13 protein-coding genes are annotated in these 18,002 nt (G+C 60.2%); 2 read left to right on the forward strand and 11 right to left on the reverse strand.

Annotated elements, in window-relative coordinates; translation table 11 throughout:
• Nucleotides 1–1,144: 1,144 nt before the first annotated feature.
• From FOM02_RS31050 to FOM02_RS31080, 7 genes are all read right to left on the reverse strand, one after another.
• Nucleotides 1,145–1,285 (reverse strand): hypothetical protein, encoded by a 141-nt coding sequence (locus tag FOM02_RS31050; RefSeq protein ID WP_265440480.1) that lies wholly within the window; start codon nucleotides 1,283–1,285, stop codon nucleotides 1,145–1,147.
• Nucleotides 1,273–1,572 (reverse strand): hypothetical protein, encoded by a 300-nt coding sequence (locus FOM02_RS31055; RefSeq protein WP_265440481.1) that lies wholly within the window; start codon nucleotides 1,570–1,572, stop codon nucleotides 1,273–1,275. The genes FOM02_RS31050 and FOM02_RS31055 overlap by 13 nt, the downstream gene beginning before the upstream one ends.
• Nucleotides 1,573–2,247: 675 nt before the next feature.
• Complete coding sequence (locus tag FOM02_RS31060; RefSeq protein ID WP_265440482.1) at nucleotides 2,248–3,417, reverse strand: Wadjet anti-phage system protein JetD domain-containing protein; 1,170 nt, start codon at nucleotides 3,415–3,417, stop codon at nucleotides 2,248–2,250.
• Between the two features lie 2 nt (nucleotides 3,418–3,419).
• On the reverse strand, nucleotides 3,420–5,045 hold the full coding sequence (locus FOM02_RS31065) for an SbcC/MukB-like Walker B domain-containing protein (protein ID WP_265440483.1): 1,626 nt from the start codon (nucleotides 5,043–5,045) through the stop codon (nucleotides 3,420–3,422).
• Nucleotides 5,042–6,805, reverse strand: coding sequence for an AAA family ATPase (locus FOM02_RS31070; RefSeq protein ID WP_265440484.1), 1,764 nt, complete (start codon nucleotides 6,803–6,805; stop codon nucleotides 5,042–5,044). The genes FOM02_RS31065 and FOM02_RS31070 overlap by 4 nt, the downstream gene beginning before the upstream one ends.
• Nucleotides 6,806–6,849: 44 nt before the next feature.
• A complete protein-coding gene (locus tag FOM02_RS31075) occupies nucleotides 6,850–7,488 on the reverse strand; it encodes a DUF4194 domain-containing protein (RefSeq protein WP_265440485.1) in 639 nt (212 codons plus the stop codon).
• On the reverse strand, nucleotides 7,478–9,007 hold the full coding sequence (locus FOM02_RS31080; protein WP_265440486.1) for a Wadjet anti-phage system protein JetA family protein: 1,530 nt from the start codon (nucleotides 9,005–9,007) through the stop codon (nucleotides 7,478–7,480). The genes FOM02_RS31075 and FOM02_RS31080 overlap by 11 nt, the downstream gene beginning before the upstream one ends.
• A gap of 350 nt (nucleotides 9,008–9,357) precedes the next feature.
• Between FOM02_RS31080 and FOM02_RS31085 the strand changes: the two genes are divergently transcribed.
• Entirely contained in the window at nucleotides 9,358–10,161 is an 804-nt protein-coding gene (locus tag FOM02_RS31085) for a type IV toxin-antitoxin system AbiEi family antitoxin domain-containing protein (protein WP_265440487.1), read from the forward strand.
• Nucleotides 10,158–11,747, forward strand: coding sequence for a nucleotidyl transferase AbiEii/AbiGii toxin family protein (locus FOM02_RS31090; protein WP_265440488.1), 1,590 nt, complete (start codon nucleotides 10,158–10,160; stop codon nucleotides 11,745–11,747). Before FOM02_RS31085 ends, FOM02_RS31090 begins: the two co-directional genes overlap by 4 nt.
• 159 nt (nucleotides 11,748–11,906) lie before the next feature.
• Here the strand turns inward: FOM02_RS31090 and FOM02_RS31095 are convergent, their stop codons facing one another.
• From FOM02_RS31095 to FOM02_RS31110, 4 genes are all read right to left on the reverse strand, one after another.
• The gene (locus FOM02_RS31095) at nucleotides 11,907–12,764 is read right to left on the reverse strand and encodes a HipA domain-containing protein (protein ID WP_265440489.1); all 858 of its coding nucleotides are present in this window, start codon (nucleotides 12,762–12,764) and stop codon (nucleotides 11,907–11,909) included.
• Between the two features lie 1,461 nt (nucleotides 12,765–14,225).
• Complete coding sequence (locus FOM02_RS31100; RefSeq protein ID WP_265440490.1) at nucleotides 14,226–14,432, reverse strand: cold-shock protein; 207 nt, start codon at nucleotides 14,430–14,432, stop codon at nucleotides 14,226–14,228.
• Nucleotides 14,433–15,109: 677 nt separating this feature from the next.
• Nucleotides 15,110–16,600: a prolyl oligopeptidase family serine peptidase gene (locus tag FOM02_RS31105; protein WP_265440491.1), complete on the reverse strand. Its 1,491-nt coding sequence runs from the start codon at nucleotides 16,598–16,600 to the stop codon at nucleotides 15,110–15,112.
• Nucleotides 16,597–17,229 (reverse strand): hypothetical protein, encoded by a 633-nt coding sequence (locus FOM02_RS31110; protein WP_265440492.1) that lies wholly within the window; start codon nucleotides 17,227–17,229, stop codon nucleotides 16,597–16,599. The genes FOM02_RS31105 and FOM02_RS31110 overlap by 4 nt, the downstream gene beginning before the upstream one ends.
• Between the last annotated feature and the right edge of the window lie 773 nt (nucleotides 17,230–18,002).

Below are 18,002 nucleotides of genomic sequence, written 5' to 3' on the forward strand. Positions count from 1 at the left end.
GAATAAGACGAAGCGTTGTGCGATAGTCCAAAATCCAAACAGCTTCTCGGCGTTCTCACAGTGTTTAAGCGCCCGAAGCGGCATCTCAAGTGCGGGAGAATCCGCACTCCGCCGCATCGGCGTTCGATCAAAGACCCGCCTACAAGAAGTGTCAGGAGCGCCCACGGTCACTTGACACCGTACAGCCAGGAAGGCGCACCGCAAGATTAGTAGCGACACGTCCCGGACGAACGTGGGGGATCAGCTTTCATGGCGGCGAGATCGAGGTCGAGCGCCGCAGGGTTAGGGACAAGAACTGTTCACCGCCTCTGGCGCTAAACTTTATCCAAGGCGATCCGCTGCGCTTCGATTGAGCCCCGGCTACTTGGCCGCTGCCAGATCGGCAAGGGGTCTAAACATCCAGCACTCCAATCACAGTCGAAAATGCGGCGCGATATTTCGCGCCAGCTGGCGCTCGCTCAGCAAGGGATGGACGCGAAGCCGGTTCGCCGTAAGCCCGCCGCATCTAATTGCTGCTCAAAGGCGTCTGCTCCCGCCTGGTTCGGTTGATCGTCTGGAACGGCGTGCTGTACCGATGGCGGAGGTGCGGCATTGGATATGGCGCAATCGTGCGAGTCCATGCCAGCCTCCCCGTCAAGGATCACTGGGTTAGTCCCTATACGGAGAAGCTTTCGAGAAGCTGACGAGGCTGCGGCCCGCCCCAGATCGCATTCTCACCGAGAACCCTGTTCCTGGCGTCTCACGAATTTAGGTGACCGCCGTTACCTGCCGTCTTTCGGTGAATTGTGATCGTATGCGGACATAGTCAGCCGGTTCTCATCATCCTCCATGCGATGGCCGTGAGGCATGGTCGGCTTCCGCGGTCAGCACCGTCCGTCACTCGCATGCCTTGCCCCACGGCGATAGCCGACCATCGCGTCATTGAACGCGCCCCTCGCGCCCGGTCCAGAGACGTCTACCGGTAATTTGAACACCTTAAGACGGACAAAACGACCGAATTGGCTGGCTCAAGCTGTAGAGCTTTGATATTCGATTCAGAACATCTGCTGAATAGCCCCGAAGCAGGAGACTCTAGCCAAAGACGCGGCGATACGTCCCGTATGTGGTGCTACTCTGCGCGCATCCCCTTGCCAACACACCGCGGTCAACCAAACGCGCCTATCGACAGGGCCGCTGTCCAATTCGCCCGCCGGGCGCGCAACCCCATGCGTCGCAAGATCTTCACCAATTCCGCGACAAAACCGTTCGCTGCCAACGTGCGCGGCAGCACTTTCAGCGATCCCATGTTCGACTCGAAAACGTCACACCAGCATTCTGATCAACAGGATCATCGAAGCGTCGGGATTTGCGCGGTCGCGCGTTACGTATTGAATTGTTCGCCGCAGGGTTGCGCTGGCGTTTATCGATCGATGATGAAACCGCTCGACGCTCAAGCCTCCTCTCGAGATCCGCCAATCCTGCCTTACATTCCTCGACAACCGAGTGGGCGCGAAGCAGCTTGACCTTGAGTTCGTCCTGTTGCCTGACTATTTTCTCGAGATCCCAATCGTCCTGCATCAGCTTATTGACCATCTGCAAAGCGCCGATTGAACGCCGCCGCTTAGCTTTACAAACCCAGACTCGGCATCTCGCAGATGCCCGCGCTTGAGCCCCAGCGAAAAGTGACGCAACCAATGGTCCTGAGGTATAACGCTTTTACGTTGGCCTGCACCATCTTGTTGAGGACCGCCAGTCAGAGTTCGCGGCGCAGCCGCATGGTTTGGAAAGCGCATCAGGAGACCTCTGCCACCAACCAACCGGGCAAGTTTCATCTGAATACCTCGACCGAATGCTGAACGAGCATCATAGTCAGAAGTGGTTGGTCACATGTTCAAGCAACCGGCATGCCAATGCCGGTTGAGCGTTTTATGAAGAACCGATGTCGGTTTCCCGTAGCACGTAGTTGCAGGCGGTGCTGTTGTCGCGTTTGAACAAACCACGTCTTGAACGAGACATCCGAATCCGCAACCACGACGTCCACAGCAGCGCTCACCCTGGCAGCGCTCAATAGAAAAGATTTTGCGTGCGGCGGCCAGAATGCTCCCACCATTTTTGATTGGTGCGTTGTGTCGAAGCACGGCAAGGAGCCGCCCGCCCTACTTATGGCGTTCGCGCTGCGGAACGCAGGTGTTGTTCACAAAGGCCGACGGAGGTCGTCGGCCGAGCAAGCTCATCGGGATCGGCACCGCGTTGATCCGCGCGCATTTTCTAATGAAGCTCCGGCAGGACTGGATCGAGTTCTTCCTGCTCGAGTGTCTTGGCTCCATCTTCCGCCAGGTACGCTGCCAGAGCCGCGATCCCGGAGTTCGGTGGACATCGAGCGGGTGCCGATTTTTTGAAGGGCACTTGTCCCAAGCGCTCGGCGACTTCGACGCTCATGAGGTGGGGACGGATCGGTCGATCGACGGCGCGCTCGATGGTGTGGAAGATCCAGGTGCCGTCCGGATCGATGTCCGACCAATGAAAGATCGGCGTCTGTTCGAATACCAATCCTGCGATGGTCCGCAGCGCCTGCTGGGTGGCAAGCGAGGGGTACCCGCCGACATACATGGTCGTACCTAATCGGCCGGGGTCCGCTTCGGCGATGTGCCGGTTGAAGCTTGCGAAATTTTCGATTGTCAGAATGTAGGCCGGCGGCTCCCGGAAGCGGACGCGATCTGCTTCCTTGGGACTGATGCCGAGATAATGCGGAGAGATACCGGACAGGTCGGCTCCATCAAGGTCGATCTTGCCTGCGATCAGAAGCGGCGGGGCAAAACGCTCCAGTCCGATCGCTCGCAGTGCCTCGCGGGGGCGGGCACCAGGCGGAAAGTCCATTACGCCGCTCAAAAGCCGGACCACGGCACCCTCGATGCGCTCGAGTATCTTGCTGTGCCCCACCGTACGTCGCGAGAAAGTTTTGTAGTCGACGTCCAGATGCTTGTTATCGAGGATCGCCTGGGCGAGAACGAATGCATGGCGCAACGTGTCGACCTCGGACGAACCGAATCCGTGCCACGTCTTACCCCGCGCCCACACCTCCGCGATTTGAGAGCCGCTGTTGTTCAGGGACTCGTCCAGCGCCACTCCGGCTACAAGCCGCGCGGCGGCGTCCTCCGCGATGCGTGACGCCGGCGTGCGGTCGAGGTATCGGTATAAGATCTCCGCCGAGGTCAACCGCACGTGCGCCACTTGGTCCCGCTTCGCGCCGCGCCCCCAGCCAATGGACACCGCGCCGGCACTTTCGGCTTTCCTGATCTGGTTCAGAAACGCGTCCGCCGCGACTACCGACGAGAAAGCGGCATAGTCGGGGTGGGCGATTGGACTTGCGGCGCCGGCCTCGAAGCGATCGAGCAGGTCGTTCAGCAGGCCGATCGCGTCCGTGAAACGTCGCGCCATGACTACTCGGCGGCGAGACGGGTGGCGAGCTCATCTTCGGACATCAGGTCCGGATCGATGGCCATCAGTTCGCGCTTGGCCTTTTCTTTAAGTTCCACCACTGTGGCTCTGGACTGTTCGCCGATGCGGTCCACCTCCACGATTGTGTCCATGTGCTCGAGCACGGCGACCCGCTTTTCGAACGGCGCCGCGATCACGAACTGCAGGCCGAGTTTTTTGTAAAAGCTCATCATCTGCCGCTGGTTCTTGCCGTCCATCTTGGAGAAGGCCTCGTCGAACATGGCGAGGGCGAAGCCGGCGGGCTTGCCGACACGACGCTCCGCGCTGCCGTAGACGGCGGCCAGCGAAGCGCCGATGGCGACGTAGATGGGCACCTGCTGTTCGGCGCCGGATCCGGTGCCGCGCCGCTGCTCCCAGCGGGTTGAACGGCCCGTAGCGACATCCTCCATGTGAATCTCGAAGGTGTAGAAGTTGCGGTAGTCCTCGAACTGCGTGAAGTCCTTGTCTTGATCCTCGAGCAATGCCTCGAGCGCAAGGATCGTGTCCTTGTGCGGGAAGTCATCGGGCACGTCGCCCCGGAACAGCATATCGAGCGCCTCCGGAGAGGTTTTGGCAATCTCGATGATCTTCAGGATGGGCTGGAATTCCACGACCTGGGTGCGGTGGAATGAATAGCGCTCGTTGTGGAAGGGATGTGCGTAGAGACTGCGGTTCAACGACTGCAGCTCCCGCTCCATCTTGCCGATCCGGGCCGTTAGCGCGTTGATGAACTCACCGCGCAGCAGGGTGCAGGCCTTTTCCGCCGCTTCCCGAGCCTGCCGTTCGTACTGGCGTAGCTCGTTGGATTCGATGTCCGAGATGAGCTGTTCCATCCAGGGCTTCACCTCCCGCAGCGGCTCGCTCTCCGCGCCGACTTGCGAGCTCATCCCGAACTGGTCGAAGTAATCGTAAAGGAGTTCGCGGACCCGTCGCTCGATCCGGAGGCGTTCGGCGTCGGAGGCGGCCGCATCTTTGAGCGCTCTGTCGGCGATGGCGCGGTGTTTCTCCGCGAAGCCCTTCTGGGCCGCGGCATTGAGGCGCTCGCGGTACACGATCCTGCCCTTCGCGGCGGAGTAGAGCGGGAAGGTCTTGCGATAGATCGACCGGGCGACCCGCAGGTTAAGCTCGGAGCCGGGTACGTTTTCGCCCTCTCCGAGTCTCCTTTCTGCCGATCTGACCTCACCGTCATGCTCGCCGAAAGCCTTCTGCTGGATCTTTCGCTCATCGAGCCTCTTCTCCTTCAGCTTCTGCTGCGCTCGTTTCTTGTCGCGAAGTCCGCCGTCGCCCGCGCCGTCGAGCGCTTCAAGCCTCGCCTGGGCTTCGGCGATCTCGGTCTGCGCGGCTGCGAAGGCAGCGGCGCTAGCGTTCAGATCGTTACGTCCCTCGCAAATGTTCTTCAGAGCGGCAAAGGCCTGCTCTGCCGCCTGGGCCTCCTTGCTCTTTTCCCTTTGGAGCCGATCCAATTCCTCGGCCTGATCCTGCAGCGAGCGCAGGGCGTTCGCCTGGGCCGCCTTTCCAATCTTATGCTGCGAGGCTTCGATCCAGCGATGGGTCCTTACGAGGCCGTCGTCATAGAGGCCGTCCTTCATGATAGCCCGGCCGGCCTGTTGAACTGATCGAGCGTGTCCGCGAGGCGGACTGTGCCGTAGCGGCGCATGATGAAGGCCATCGCGTCCGGATCCTGGCTCCGGAAGATCGAGGGGAAAGTACCGCGCTCCGGCTTGGCCCTGAACTGCTCGAGCTTGTTTAGGCTCACGAGCGATGCATGGCGAAACTCGCGGCGACCTTCCTTGAAGATTGACGTGGCGGCGCTGATATCCGCTCTGTCCACGAACACGGCTTCACGGTCGCGGCCGAGGAGCGCCTCGGCGGCTCCTACCCATTCGGGTTCGGCGACTTCGATGATGTCGCAGAGCACGCGCGGGGCCATTCCGCTCTGCCGCAGCCTGCGGCAGAGGAGTTCAGTGTCGTCGCCGAGATAGGCCCGTGCCCCTCCGGCGGCGTGCTGTCGGATCCGTTCGAGCACCTCGTCGCGCCGGCCTCGGAGCCCGGAAAGCTCCGCGATGATCGTTTGACGCGCTTCGTCGATCTTCGGCAGCCATTTCGTGCCGCTTGCGGCGAAGGACTTCTCGGCCGCGGAGAGCTCGTCGGAGACGTGCCCGATCTCGGCCCCGGCGGTGGCAGTCAGAAGACGCTCAAGCGCAGGAACGAAGTCCTCGAAACCGTCCGCGCACATCGCGCGTAGCGGCTCCAGGCGACGGATGTTCTCCATGCGAGCCTTGAAGTCCACGGAGGCGCGGTGCGCCGCCTGCCCGGCCACATCGGCGGTCTGCTGCAGGGACTTTCTGCCGGTCTTGGCATCGTGCTCGGCGATCGCGGCCGTGAGGCGTTCGATCTCGTTATCGATGGCTTTGACGTCGTCGTCGATGAAATCGAGTTCTTTTGCTGCAGCGTCCCGGCGCGCCATCTCGGTACGCCGCTTGGTCTTGAAGTCCAGGTTTGTCGCGCGTGCCGCGAGCCAAGTCCCGCGTTTTGCGATCCACTCCTCCCTAAACTTGGTCTCGAGCGTTTCTTCAAGAGTGCCGAGGACGACACGAAGCGCCCTCAGGGCTTCGAGCCTGAGGCGCATCTTTCGGATGGTTTCGCTGATGTTGCGGTATGTCTGGATCGACTCGCGCAGCTCCTTGATGCCGATCGGGCTGTCCTCGAGGATGTAGTTCCGCACGAACTGCGTGGCCGTCTGGTTGTGGTCGAGCGTCATCGCGTTGACGATTGATTTCTGAAGGGCGCTGGCGTTCTGCTCGCCATAGGGCGAATGCGGCAGAAGATGGCGCATGTACTCGCGGACGTAGTCGCTTGCCCGATCGCGATGATTGACGAAGTTGCCTTCGCCGACCGCAGCGACGATCCGGGCGCGCACGTCCTCCCAAGGCGCCGGGAATTGCGACTTTCCTCGCTGCTCGATGAAGTCCTTGGAGCTCAGAACGGTCCCGACGGCGACGAACAGTGCCAGCACGGTCTCCCTGCTGTCGGACTTGCGCGCCTCAAGCGCCATGCCGATCGTGACCGGCGGTCGATCGCCTTCCTTGTCTTCGAACCCTAGCGCCACGTAGGTGCGCGCCTCGTCGCGCCGGCGCTGGTCTTCGCCGAGCGTCCCAAGGCAGTAATCGACGACGCTGCGTTTGGAGCCGCTGCGCGATTTTCCGCTGTCGCCGGCGACGGCGTTCAGGCGCAAGAACCGCCGGCTCCCGCCGGTGAGAACGACCTGTGCCATGTCGAGGATTGTCGATTTGCCGGACCGGTTCTCGCCCAAGACCCCGACGTGTCCTGTCACGTCGATGTCGGCCACGTCGAACAGGTGCCAGTTCACCATCGTCAGGTGGCGTAGCTCCATCATGCCTCGTCTCCTGCCGGCTGCGGAAACCGCGCCTCCTCGCTACGGACGTAGCGCTCAAGCCGTTGGAGGGCATCGCCGCCACTGATCAGCTTGATCATCGGGCGGATCCTGATCTCGCAGTCCTGCTCCTCGTCGTCAAAATCACCGATCTCGACCAAACTGCGTTGGGCGGCCTCGCGCAGGATGTCCCGGAAGCGGGCGGCCGAGATCGCGCCTCCGCCGCCGTGTTGCGCCATCTCGCGGTAGCGATCGAACAGGTCGTTCAAAGTGGCCACTACGACGGCCCGGTCCTCGACCGCTCCGACGTTCACCTCCTGTTGCCAGTATGCTGCCAGCACCAGCACAACAATGGTTTCGTCGAGCTTCATTCGAGGCAGCGGCACGTCCTCATCCATGGCGACGATGCCGGCCCATTGCGCCTCCGGATCGCGATGGAGGCGGTATCCGCAACTATCGAAAAAGCCGTCGACCACGTCGCGGAAGCGGCCATCCATGATCGTGTTGTAGACTGTCCCAGTCCGGGGATCTCCCGCGAACACGAACTGCCGCCGTAGCAGGAAGTGCAGAGCTTTGCGGAGGTCGGCTGCTTTTTCCGCGCCGAAGGAGCGCTCGGCGTTTTCGAACTCACTGAGCACGGGCTGCCTCTGCTTTCCGGAAGTGGCCGGATCGCCTGACCACGAAGTTCGCACACCGAAGCCATTCGCTGTCGTGGGGCGGCGTGTCTGGACGCGGCTCCAGATCGAACCCGGCCGCGACCTGCGCCGGAACTTCGCCCGTCAACGCGTATCGGCGGGCGCAATCGAAGGCGAGAAAATCGTCCACGTTATCGATTTCCATGAAGCGGGCTTCTCTGGTCGCGAATGGCGGCACCTGGCCCTCGAGGAATCGTCTGACGTCCTCGGGGCGGGGCGCGATACGAGCGATGTACTCGAGGCGGAGCTTCTTCCGCAGTTCGTACAGCGGGTCCGATGGCGGCTCGGCGAGCTCCCTTGCTTCGACGGGGCGACGCGGCTGCCTGGCCGGCGCCTGATGGTGCTCCGACCAGGCGGACCGCAGCGGTTCGATGCTCCATTCGATAGTGGCCTTGTGGTGTCTGCCGTCCCGCAGTAGGGCATCCAGGCGCCGCACCAAGTCGCCGGCCCGTCCGACGAGTCCCTGCCCGCCCCGCTCCGCGTACTTAATGGTGTTGCGGACCCGGGCTTCGAGTTGCCTGCGGAAGGCCTCGATCCTATCGAACATCTCCCCGATCTGTTCGAAGATGCTTTCGATGGCCAGTAGGTCGTCGGCCGCGGCCATTCGACCGTCCTCGATGTCGGCTGCCATGCTGGAAGCTGTGTACTCCTCGGCGAGGACCTGCATGGTTTCTGGGGTATAGGAGATCCTCCGGGCGAGATCGACGATAGCGTCTCGGAAGCGGTACGGATGGTTGACGGTGAGGATGGACTCGAAATCCTTCAGCAGGAGCTGATCGACGAACTCCTCGAAAAAGGCTTCCAGCCGGGTAGCGACTGTTTTCGACTCCATGACCGTCCGTCGGACGCGCTTCAGGTCGGCGAGAATGGCCCGCAGGCTCCTCGTGAACTGGTCGGCCTGATTGCGCGCCTCGCGGACGGCGAGCGCGGCTTCGCGCTGCTTGCGGTCGGTGATCTCGGGCCTCAGTTTTTCGACGGCCTCCAGGTTGAGGCGGATTTGCACGATCAAGCCGCCGAATCTTTGCGAGAGATCCTTATTGAGGCTCGCGAGCCGCTGGATCACGAGCAGCGGTCCCATAGCCATGTCCACGGTAACGCGAAGCCCGTATTCCTCCTCTTCAAGCCATCCCCAGGCGAGCAGCCGGGCGTACAGTTGTCGGGCAAGACCGAGCGCTTTGTCGCCCTTCTCGGAAGCGAGCGCGACGTCGGCCTTCCGGATCCGGCGGCGTCCCGCGGAGATCATTTCCGGCAGGCTGCCGAAATCATCGCCCTCATTCCAGAGGGCGGGGTGGGCGCGCATGACGTCGTAGATGGCATGGACGACCTGTTGGGGGGTTGGAAACGACGGCACGCCTGAAAAGAAGCGTTCATGGAGGTCGAGCAGACAGGCCGCGTACAGGTGCTTGTGATCGCGGGAGAAGGCTAAAAACGCGTCGTCATGCAAATGGCGGAACAAGGACAATCGCTATCACTCCCTGAATCGGCGGCATCAAAACAAGCGATGCAGCTTGTCGCCCCGGCACTCAGAATCCGCCGAGGGGATACCTCAGTCGAGATGTATCGCAAGGCTGCTGCAACTCACTCTCCAGGTCACGATGGATCGCTGCGGCCATCTGTTCAAGTCGGATGACTATAAGGCTGCGATGCACCTGATCGCGGAAAGCCTCTTTTGATTTCAAAGAGACTGACGGGACACATATTACGTATGCGTGATTTCGCAATGTTTGCGAAGAACAACGTAGATAGCTTGACCTGGCCTGGAATTAGTGTATTCTACATGCAGATTTTCCATATTTTTGCGAATTTATTCATATGAAAAGTCCCCGTCTCCCCCATGGCCGCGCGCTGCTCCAGCGTGTTCTCGCTGCATCGGGGGATGTCGTCCATATCGCCGATGTCGCCAAGGCTCTTGCCGTTTCAAGGGTCGAGGCGGCCAAGCGGCTTGCTCGCTGGCGCGAGCAAGGCTGGCTAAGTCGGGTCGGAACTGGTGCTTACGTTCCGGCATCCATCGATACTCTCGGTTCGGAACGTGTTCTTGATGATGGCTGGGTTCTCGTGCCGGCGCTTTTCGCGCCAGCCTATGTCGCTGGCCGCACCGCTGCCGAGCATTGGGACCTTACCGAGCAAATATTCAAAGACATCGTTGTGGTCACCGGTCGGGCCATCCGTACGAAACAGCAACAACGGCATGGCTTTTATTTTTCGCTCAAACACGTGAAGGCGGAGAAGATCTTCGGTACCAAGCCCGTCTGGCGGCATCACACGAAGGTGCCGGTTTCCGATGTGCACCGGACCATCGTTGATATGCTCGACGATCCCGCCCTGGGCGGCGGCATCCAGCAAGTCGCCGACTGTCTGGGCGCCTATTTCAAACGAGCTGATCGCAGCGACCAGAAATTGATCGAATACGCAGACCAGCTCGGGAATGGAGCCGTTTTCAAACGCCTCGGCTTCCTGGCCGACCGGCAGGATGATGAAGGCGCGCTTGCGGAGCAATGTCGCACAAGGCTCTCGGCCGGTAATGCCAAGCTTGATCCTGCTTTGGAATGCAAGCGACTCATCTCAAGATGGCGGCTTCTTGTTCCCTTATCCTGGGCCACCGGAGACGCTAGTTGATCGACAAGCGCGAAATCCTTGATCTTGCTGCGCAGACTTCGCTCACACCGCATGTCATCGAAAAGGACTATGTTCTCGGCTGGATGCTTGCCGGCATCTACGCTCACGAGGAGCTTGCCGAGAAATGGATTTTCAAAGGCGGCACCTGTCTCAAGAAATGTTTCTTCGAAACCTATCGCTTTTCCGAGGATCTCGACTTCACGCTCCGCGACGAGGCCCAGCTCGATGAGGCGCTCCTCAAGCGGGTCTTCGCCGACGTCGGAGCCTGGGTTTATGAGGAGACCGGCATCGAAGTCCCCGCCGACCAGCAGGAGTTTGATATCTATCGGAATCCGCGTGGCAGTCTCTCCTGCCAGGGCAAGATTAGCTACAAGGGGCCGGTTTCACCAACCCGGCCCTTGCCTCGCATCAAGCTCGATCTGACCGCCGACGAACATGTCGTTCTCCCGCCCGAGACAGTAGAAATCTTCCATCCTTATTCCGATGCCCCCGAGGAGGGCATCGAGGTCCTGGCCTATGATTACGTCGAGGCCTTCGCCGAGAAGTTTAGAGCTCTCGCCGAGCGTACTCGACCGCGCGATCTCTATGATGTTGTTAATCTGTACCGGAACGCCGATGCAAGGCCAGAGCGCGTGCAGTTCGTCGACGTGCTGCGCCAGAAGTGCGCATTCAAGGGTATTAACCTGCCACGACTGGTTGACATTGCACCGCATCGCGGTGACGTGGAGGCTGGCTGGATCGGCATGTTGAACCATCAGCTTCCCGCCCTGCTCCCGATAGCTTCGTTTTGGGATGCTCTGCCTGAAATATTTGACTGGCTCCATGGCCAGGTCGTTGAGTCGGTCTTACCAGTGATGGCCATGGCGGCCAGCGCGCCTCTCATTCACGAGCGTATTGTTGACTTCCCGGCGGGTACGCACGGTCAGTCGTTCATCGAGACCATCCGGTTCGCTGGCGCTAACCGGCTAGTAGTCGAAATCGACTATCGCGATCAGAAGGGGAAGCGCTCGACACGGGCGATCGAGGCCTATTCTCTGCGTCGGTCAAAAGCAGGCGATGTTCTTCTTATGGCCGTGCGCGCCGATGACGGCCAGCCACGCAGCTATTTGCTGAACAGCATTCTAGGCGTAACGCCGATGCAGAGAACGTTTACCCCGCGCTATCCGGTTGAGCTGACGCCATCCGGCTTCCAATCCATTCCGGCGACCGCGCGATCGACGGGAATTGTGGCGCCACGAACCTCGGCCCGGCGCCGGTCGGGGGCATCGAGCGACGGCCGACCTATGTCTTTCGCTGCACGGTGTGCGGCAAGCTGTTCCAACGCAAGACGCACGACAGCACGCTGCGATCTCACAAGAACCGAGCGGGCTACCAGTGCTATGGTACTTACGGCGCGTATGTTCGCACGAAATACTAGTTCGGTGCCTACGGGCGTTCGTTTGGACGTCGCCGGGGCCCGCAAGCAAGCTTGCGTCATATTCAATCCGTCCGTCGTTGATGAAACGCAGCGTGATCGGCAAAGCGCAAGCGGAACAGCTTACGTCAGTCCGGTCTTTTGCCTTGCTCTGCGCGATATCCTCAAATGATCCGCAGCGCACCGGCCAGCAGGAACTCCCGACACCGTGCTACCGGCACTTCGCGTTAGCTACAATTGCAGTGGTAGAAATTTCCGAGATTTCCGATGACGCGACCGCGGGCGAGTACGTCCGATATGCGTTTATGGATTTCGAGGGCCCGCACGCAAACTATCGCGGCATCCCGTTCAAGATTGGACTGACGAATGGTCGGGACATGGAGAAAGCTGTCCAGCGCGTGATAAGCGTTTTGCAGGTAGCGAATCGGCATTTTTGCGATCCTCGCCGAGAGTGGACCATGTACCCGCTTCTTCCGTCGCAGTTGCCTGCCGCTGCACACGAAGCGTGTAGCTGTCCGCCGAATTCGGGTCGATTGCAAGCAGCCATCGGATTGAAGATGGCAAGATCGACGAAGCGGGCGGTCTGCTGTGCTGTCATGTGGCGCAGGGTCACGCCGAGCATGTCGGCCAATGATGGTCCTTTTAAGCCTGTGTCGTTGTTCTGGTACTTGGCAGCTGGCGGTCGGCCCAGGGCTTGGCAGAAGTCCTCCTGATGCAGCCGCCGCCACCGCTTGCCGTCATGACGGCGGTCATATCGCTCAACCAGCAGGTAGCTACGTCCGCCTGCCGTCCCGGTCGTCACCTTCGGCGTCGGGATTCCGATCATGCGCGCGAGCGTCAGGCAGAATGCCTCGTTCTGGACGGCGCCGGGCAAACGCTCGCCATCGGGTTTGATGATGTGGGTCGATGGCGCGCCGTTGATCGGTATATACAGGGTGTCGCCATCCAGCGCGATGGCGAGCTTCGTCTGCACACCGGCAAGCGACATCGACACGCCGTCCTCGCCGACGAGGAAGGGCTTGTGGGGTAGCTCGTTGAGGATGCGCTCTAGCGAGGCCTGGTCGGGGATCTCTCGCCATTTGCCGGCGATCAACGCGGTGCCAGGTTGTCCGATGGAGAGCGCGCCGGCGGTGTCGCGGACCATTTCGGCAAGAAGACCGATGACATCGGCCGGCGACTTGCCGAGCATAGGACCTACGGTCCCGAGAGTTGCGTTCTCCGGGAGCAGATTTGCCGCCGCAGAATTGCCGAGGCCTCGTGCTGAAGCAGCAAATGTCTAGCGAAAAGTTACTGAGCGGGAACTTTTCGCTCCATTTCCGAGGGAGAGAGCATAAAAGTTACCGAGCGGGAACATTTTTCCAGAGCGACGCGGAGCGGCCGGGGAAGTTACCGATCGGGAATTCTGCTCCCAAATACGAGCGGGGTTCATGAAGAGGAGATCGACGAAGACCGGCCGGGAAATGCCCGCTAATTCCCATCGAACGAAGCAGTCCATAGCGTCCGCTCGATGTCGAGCGGCGCTACCGGCCCCACAACGGCGAGATAACCTTCGCTCTGAAGAGGAGGCCAGCCTGATCGACGGCGCCGTCAAGGCAGCTGCTGCGCGTCGGGCATGGATAACCCAACACCAATGAAAAATATCATCGGGGCCTTTCACCAAGTTGGCGAAACCTCTGCGTCCCGAGGACGGACAATTGCCGCGTTGGATCACAACTCGCTTTTAGCCCATGCGAGGTCGTCACACCGAGGTGACAAGAACAGAAGTGCCGCCTGGGAGGGCGATCACGGACAGGAAGAGGCGATGGAGAGCCGCCCGTCAATTCTGCACGCTCTGCTGCGATACCTCACAGGCGCAGCAGGGTGACAGCTGAGCAAATATGATCAACACCTGCTCTAGCTGTCGAAGATTACGCGCGCGCTTGCTCCGACAATCATTTCGTGGCCATGAACGACCGCAGTCGATTTGATTGATGCTGCGCGCGACAGAACTCTAGCCTAACATAGGTGCCGCGCTCCTCCCAGCCACGGCGACAGTCGAGGCGCTCCAGCGGGTCCGCTTCTCCTGCGACGACCCCGCGCCCTCTGACAGCGACTGCGGAGGAATAGGTATTGCGGCATCCGTGATCGCTCGCGCGGCGACTTCGCTCGGCGAGGAATTGGCCCAACCCGGCGGCACTCGAGGCCGGCGCGCACGTCAAGCTGAAGCCCTGGTTGAGGGGCCACTCTCTTTGATCGGCGAAGCTCCTTTTCGAGCGCAGACAGGAATTGCCGCCGGTCTTGCGCATTTCCCAGCCAAGAGCATCGCGAAACACAAAGTCCGCCGGGATCCGGCCCGTGTTCGTGACGTGCGCGACATGCACTTCACGGCGTGTCCACGAGCGTACGGCTCGAACTGTTCGTGGTTAGCTCGCCGAAATATGTTTCCACAGCGGCACCGCCGGCACTGCGACGTGACTGGTACAGCTGTAACTCTGGCTGCAACTATTGGTCAATGGCTTCAGAAGATCGAGGCTCTCAAGCGGTTTGCGAGACAGCCCCACGCCTAGAAGAGACGGTCGAAAGGCCGAACGCGCGGCGCGCCGTGACAAGGCATCGCCGGATAGGTGCGACAACAAGCTTTGCAGAGAGCAGTTTCCGGAGGCGGGTCAGATCAGCCAACCCGGAGATCCTCAGCTGACGTCTTACCCGAACGCCCGGTCTTGAGCTGATAACTTACCCGGGCCCCCTCTTCGAGAGTGGTGTAACCGGCCTTTTCGACTGCACTGATGTGCACGAAGACATCGGGGCTTCCGTCCTCAGGCCTGATAAACCCATAACCTTTGGTCGAGTTGAACCACTTCACAGTACCCATTGCCACGGCGGCATCTCCATAGTGAACCGTTGTGATCTAGCGAAGAGTCTTCCGGCCATCAAGACGGTCGGCAAGAGATACCCAGCGCCTCTGCGCCGATCACGTGCTCGTTTTTTTTTATAGCGTGGTCTAGCTGCGGCCGCATCGTGCAAGCGACAAAAATCCTGACGTCGACGACAGGTCCAGATGACGTTTTGATCTTCGCTTCACCCTTCGCGCGCCAACGGCTTACAGAAGATTTGCGGAGCCTCGAACATGCCACTCTCACCCAAAGCCGGCAAATGCTCTTCATGGAGATCGAACAACAGGGCGGCCTTGAACTCCTTTGCGCACGTGGAGCAGGATTACCGCGCCTGCCTGCATTGAAGCAACCTGAAGTGCTTTCTCAAGCACGAAGAGGCTTGCATGGCTGCCCTTGGGCTGTTCGTCTTCGGACGTCAACCGCACATCGCGTCCTGTCGAATGAACAGGGCCCGCCGAGACAATCCTCAAGGAAGCGCATTTGGCAAGTTATCCGCACGGTTTTGCGAGCTGGCAAACCCGCTCGACAACGGCGGAGCCTGTTCAACCGGTAGCTTCCGCATCTGACGAACTTCGATGAATTCAGCGAGTCAACGTGAAGACGTTTGAGATAATCAATGGTCTCGATTTTCTCTGCTTCGATCAGCCCGTCGACCGAAAGTTTACTCGGAACAAAGCCGCCTCGATGCATAGGTGTATTCAAGGGCCAGTTGACGCGCGTGTTCTCTGAGATTGGCCGCGGCGCTGTGTCCCCCGTCGATGTTCTCGTAATAAAGGTAAGCCTGGCCCAGCGCAGCGAGCTTCGCGGCAGCCTTGCGGCCGTGCGCTGGATGCACACGATCGTCCTTGGTGGAGGTAAGAATTAAGGGACCGGGATAGGTCTTGCCCGCCACCAGCTTCTGGTAGGGCGAGTAGTGTTCGATCCACGCACGCTGCTCGGCAATGGCGGGGTCACCGTACTCGCCGATCCAGTAGGCGCCCGCGCCCAGTTTGGTGTATCCAAGCATGTCAAGCAGCGGTACCTCGATGATCGCCGCGTTGAAGAGCTCGGGACGTTGGGTGATTGCCGCGCCAACGAGGAGCCCACCCTGGCTGCCGCCAATTACTCCAAGCCGGCGTGGACTCGTGATCTTGCGGCGGATCAGGTCCTCGGCAACGGCAATGAAATCATCCCATGTCGTCTGCTTCATTGCCCCTTGCGCGGCTTGATGCCATTGTGGGCCAAACTCGCCGCCCCCGCGCAGGTTCGCAACGACATAGGCATTGCCCTGTTCGAGCCAGAGCCGCGCCCCCGGCCCCAGATCCGAGGGCAGAAGCGGGATCTGGAAGCCGCCATAGCCATGGAGAAGTGTCGGAATTGCGCCATCAAACTTTGCGTTCTTTGGTCGCACCAGAAAATAGGGAATTGACGTGCCATCAGGCGAAGTGGCTTCGAGCTGCTCCACGACATGGTTGGACGCATCGGAGGCAGACGGGGCCTTCTTCAGTTCCTCAAGCCTTTTGCTTTGCGCATCAAAATACCAGACTGACGTTGGTCCGAGATAACTCGAGACGGTAAACTTGACCCTGTCCGCTTCATCATAGGTAACTGACAGGCTGACACCTGTTTGTTCCGGCAGCGGTATGGGCGTCGCGGACCAAGCTCCATGATCGTACTTATAAACGAACGCTTTGCTTTGAACGTTCTCAAGGATCGTCAGGATCAAAAACTTCTTTGTGGCGGTTAACTCGCTCACGGCCTGGCGGGGCCCAGGTTGAAATACAAGCGAGGCTTTGGCGCGCAGCGGATCCTTCTTCCATTCGTCGAGGTCATACGAGATCACCGAGCCCGCCGTGAAGCGGCTGTCCTCTGAGGGCGTCCAGTCCTCGTCAAGTTTCACAAGCAGGCGGCCGCACGCGATCGTGACGATCTCGGCCTTCTTCGGCAGCTTGAGCTTGACGGCCCGATCAGGGCGGAAGACCACATATTCGGACTCGAAAGAGCTGATTGCGCGCACCGCGCCGGTCGCACGAATATGACCCTCGCTGTCACGAAGCACGAGGGGCTGCGTCTCACTGTCGGTGGGCTCGCCACGAAAGATCTCGCGAGCCTCACTGAGCGACTGAGCGCGTTTGAGCTCCTTCACCACAAACGGGTAGCCGGTCCCCGTCAAAGTCCCCTCGCCCCAGTCCCGTGCAACAAGGAGTGTGTCACCATCGACCCAGCTGACGTCCTGCTTTCCCTCTTGGAGATGAAAGCGCCCGCAACGAAGGTCTTGGCGACGCTATCGAACTCTCGTATGGACACGGCATCCTTGCCGCCATCGGAAAGGCTAATTAGGCAGAGGCGCTGTTCAGGCGGAAGGCAGCTGGCACCTCGAAAGACCCAATTTCTGTTCTCGGCGACGGCCAAGGCGTCCACGTCGAGGATGGCTTCCCACTTTGGGTCTTGGCCACGATCGCTCTCACGCGTGGTGCGCCGCCAGACGCCGCGTACCTGGTTCTCGTCTTGCCAGAAATGCTCCGGACCGCGCCCTTCCAATGGAATATCTGCGATCCGATCCTTCTGCAGGATGGAGAGCGCCTGTTCGTAGAAGTGCCGATAGCGAGGATCTGACTGAAGCACCCCGAGCGTCTTCTCGTTCTCGGCGCGAACCCAAGCCACTGCGGCTGGCGCTTCGATCTCCTCGAGCCAACGGAATGGATCATCCGTCAGTGCCACATCGGTTCGCTCCTGTGAAAGCGTCGTGGAGATGAAGCAGGCAATCGAGATCAGTGTGGCGAAGAGGAGTGATGTCTTCATAAATTTGCTCTGGCTGAGGTCGAGCGGCCACGCTCGCGGGCCGCGGAGCGTCAAGCAGAAGCGGCGGGAAGCACGCAAGCGCATGACGTAGCGCGGCTTGCGCTATGTCGCGTTCCCTCACTGCAAGCTGCGTGCCGGCTAAAGAGCCGCAAGTTTCAGCCGTTCGGGGCTCCGCGACCATGTTCGGTTGCCGCCATTGGTCGCCAAGCAGACATCACAGCGTGTCGGCGGACCGCCGAGAGAGCACCAGCATTTTCGATTTTCAGTGGCAAGCCCGGGGGCGCAGCGATGCTGCTGAGGTCCTCCTGGTCGGCGTCACCGAGCGGACTTCTCGACGGGCATCATCAGGACGAAGTCCAGCGCATTGATCAGCAGCCAGATCGACATCGGGCTAAGGGTGGTATGCATGGCGATCTCCGACCCGTCGGCTGTAAGCATTGCTGAGTTTGGAGGAGCTTTTTCCTTACGAAAACACACGAAGTCACACCGATAACTCGGGCCGTTAACTGGTTGCCGAGAGGATTGCGCTCGAGACGAGGAGAGTAGGAACGCCCCCGAAACGGCCTACGTAGCAACACCTCTTGAGATTGAGCCAACAATCAACCACAGGTACAAGCACCAGATCAGGTTCTTCTGCGCAACAAGATGGCGAAATGAGGCTGGCATCAGCAGCAATTGAGGAGCCACGGTCCAGCTTAAACGATCCTGATTCACCCGGTTTGGACCGACGCACGAGCGGTGGTCTCATCGACGACGCCCGATTACACAAACGA

It is taken from the genome of Bradyrhizobium sp. SEMIA (genome assembly GCF_014844175.1).
In the GTDB taxonomy this organism is placed as follows: domain Bacteria; phylum Pseudomonadota; class Alphaproteobacteria; order Rhizobiales; family Xanthobacteraceae; genus Bradyrhizobium; species Bradyrhizobium arachidis.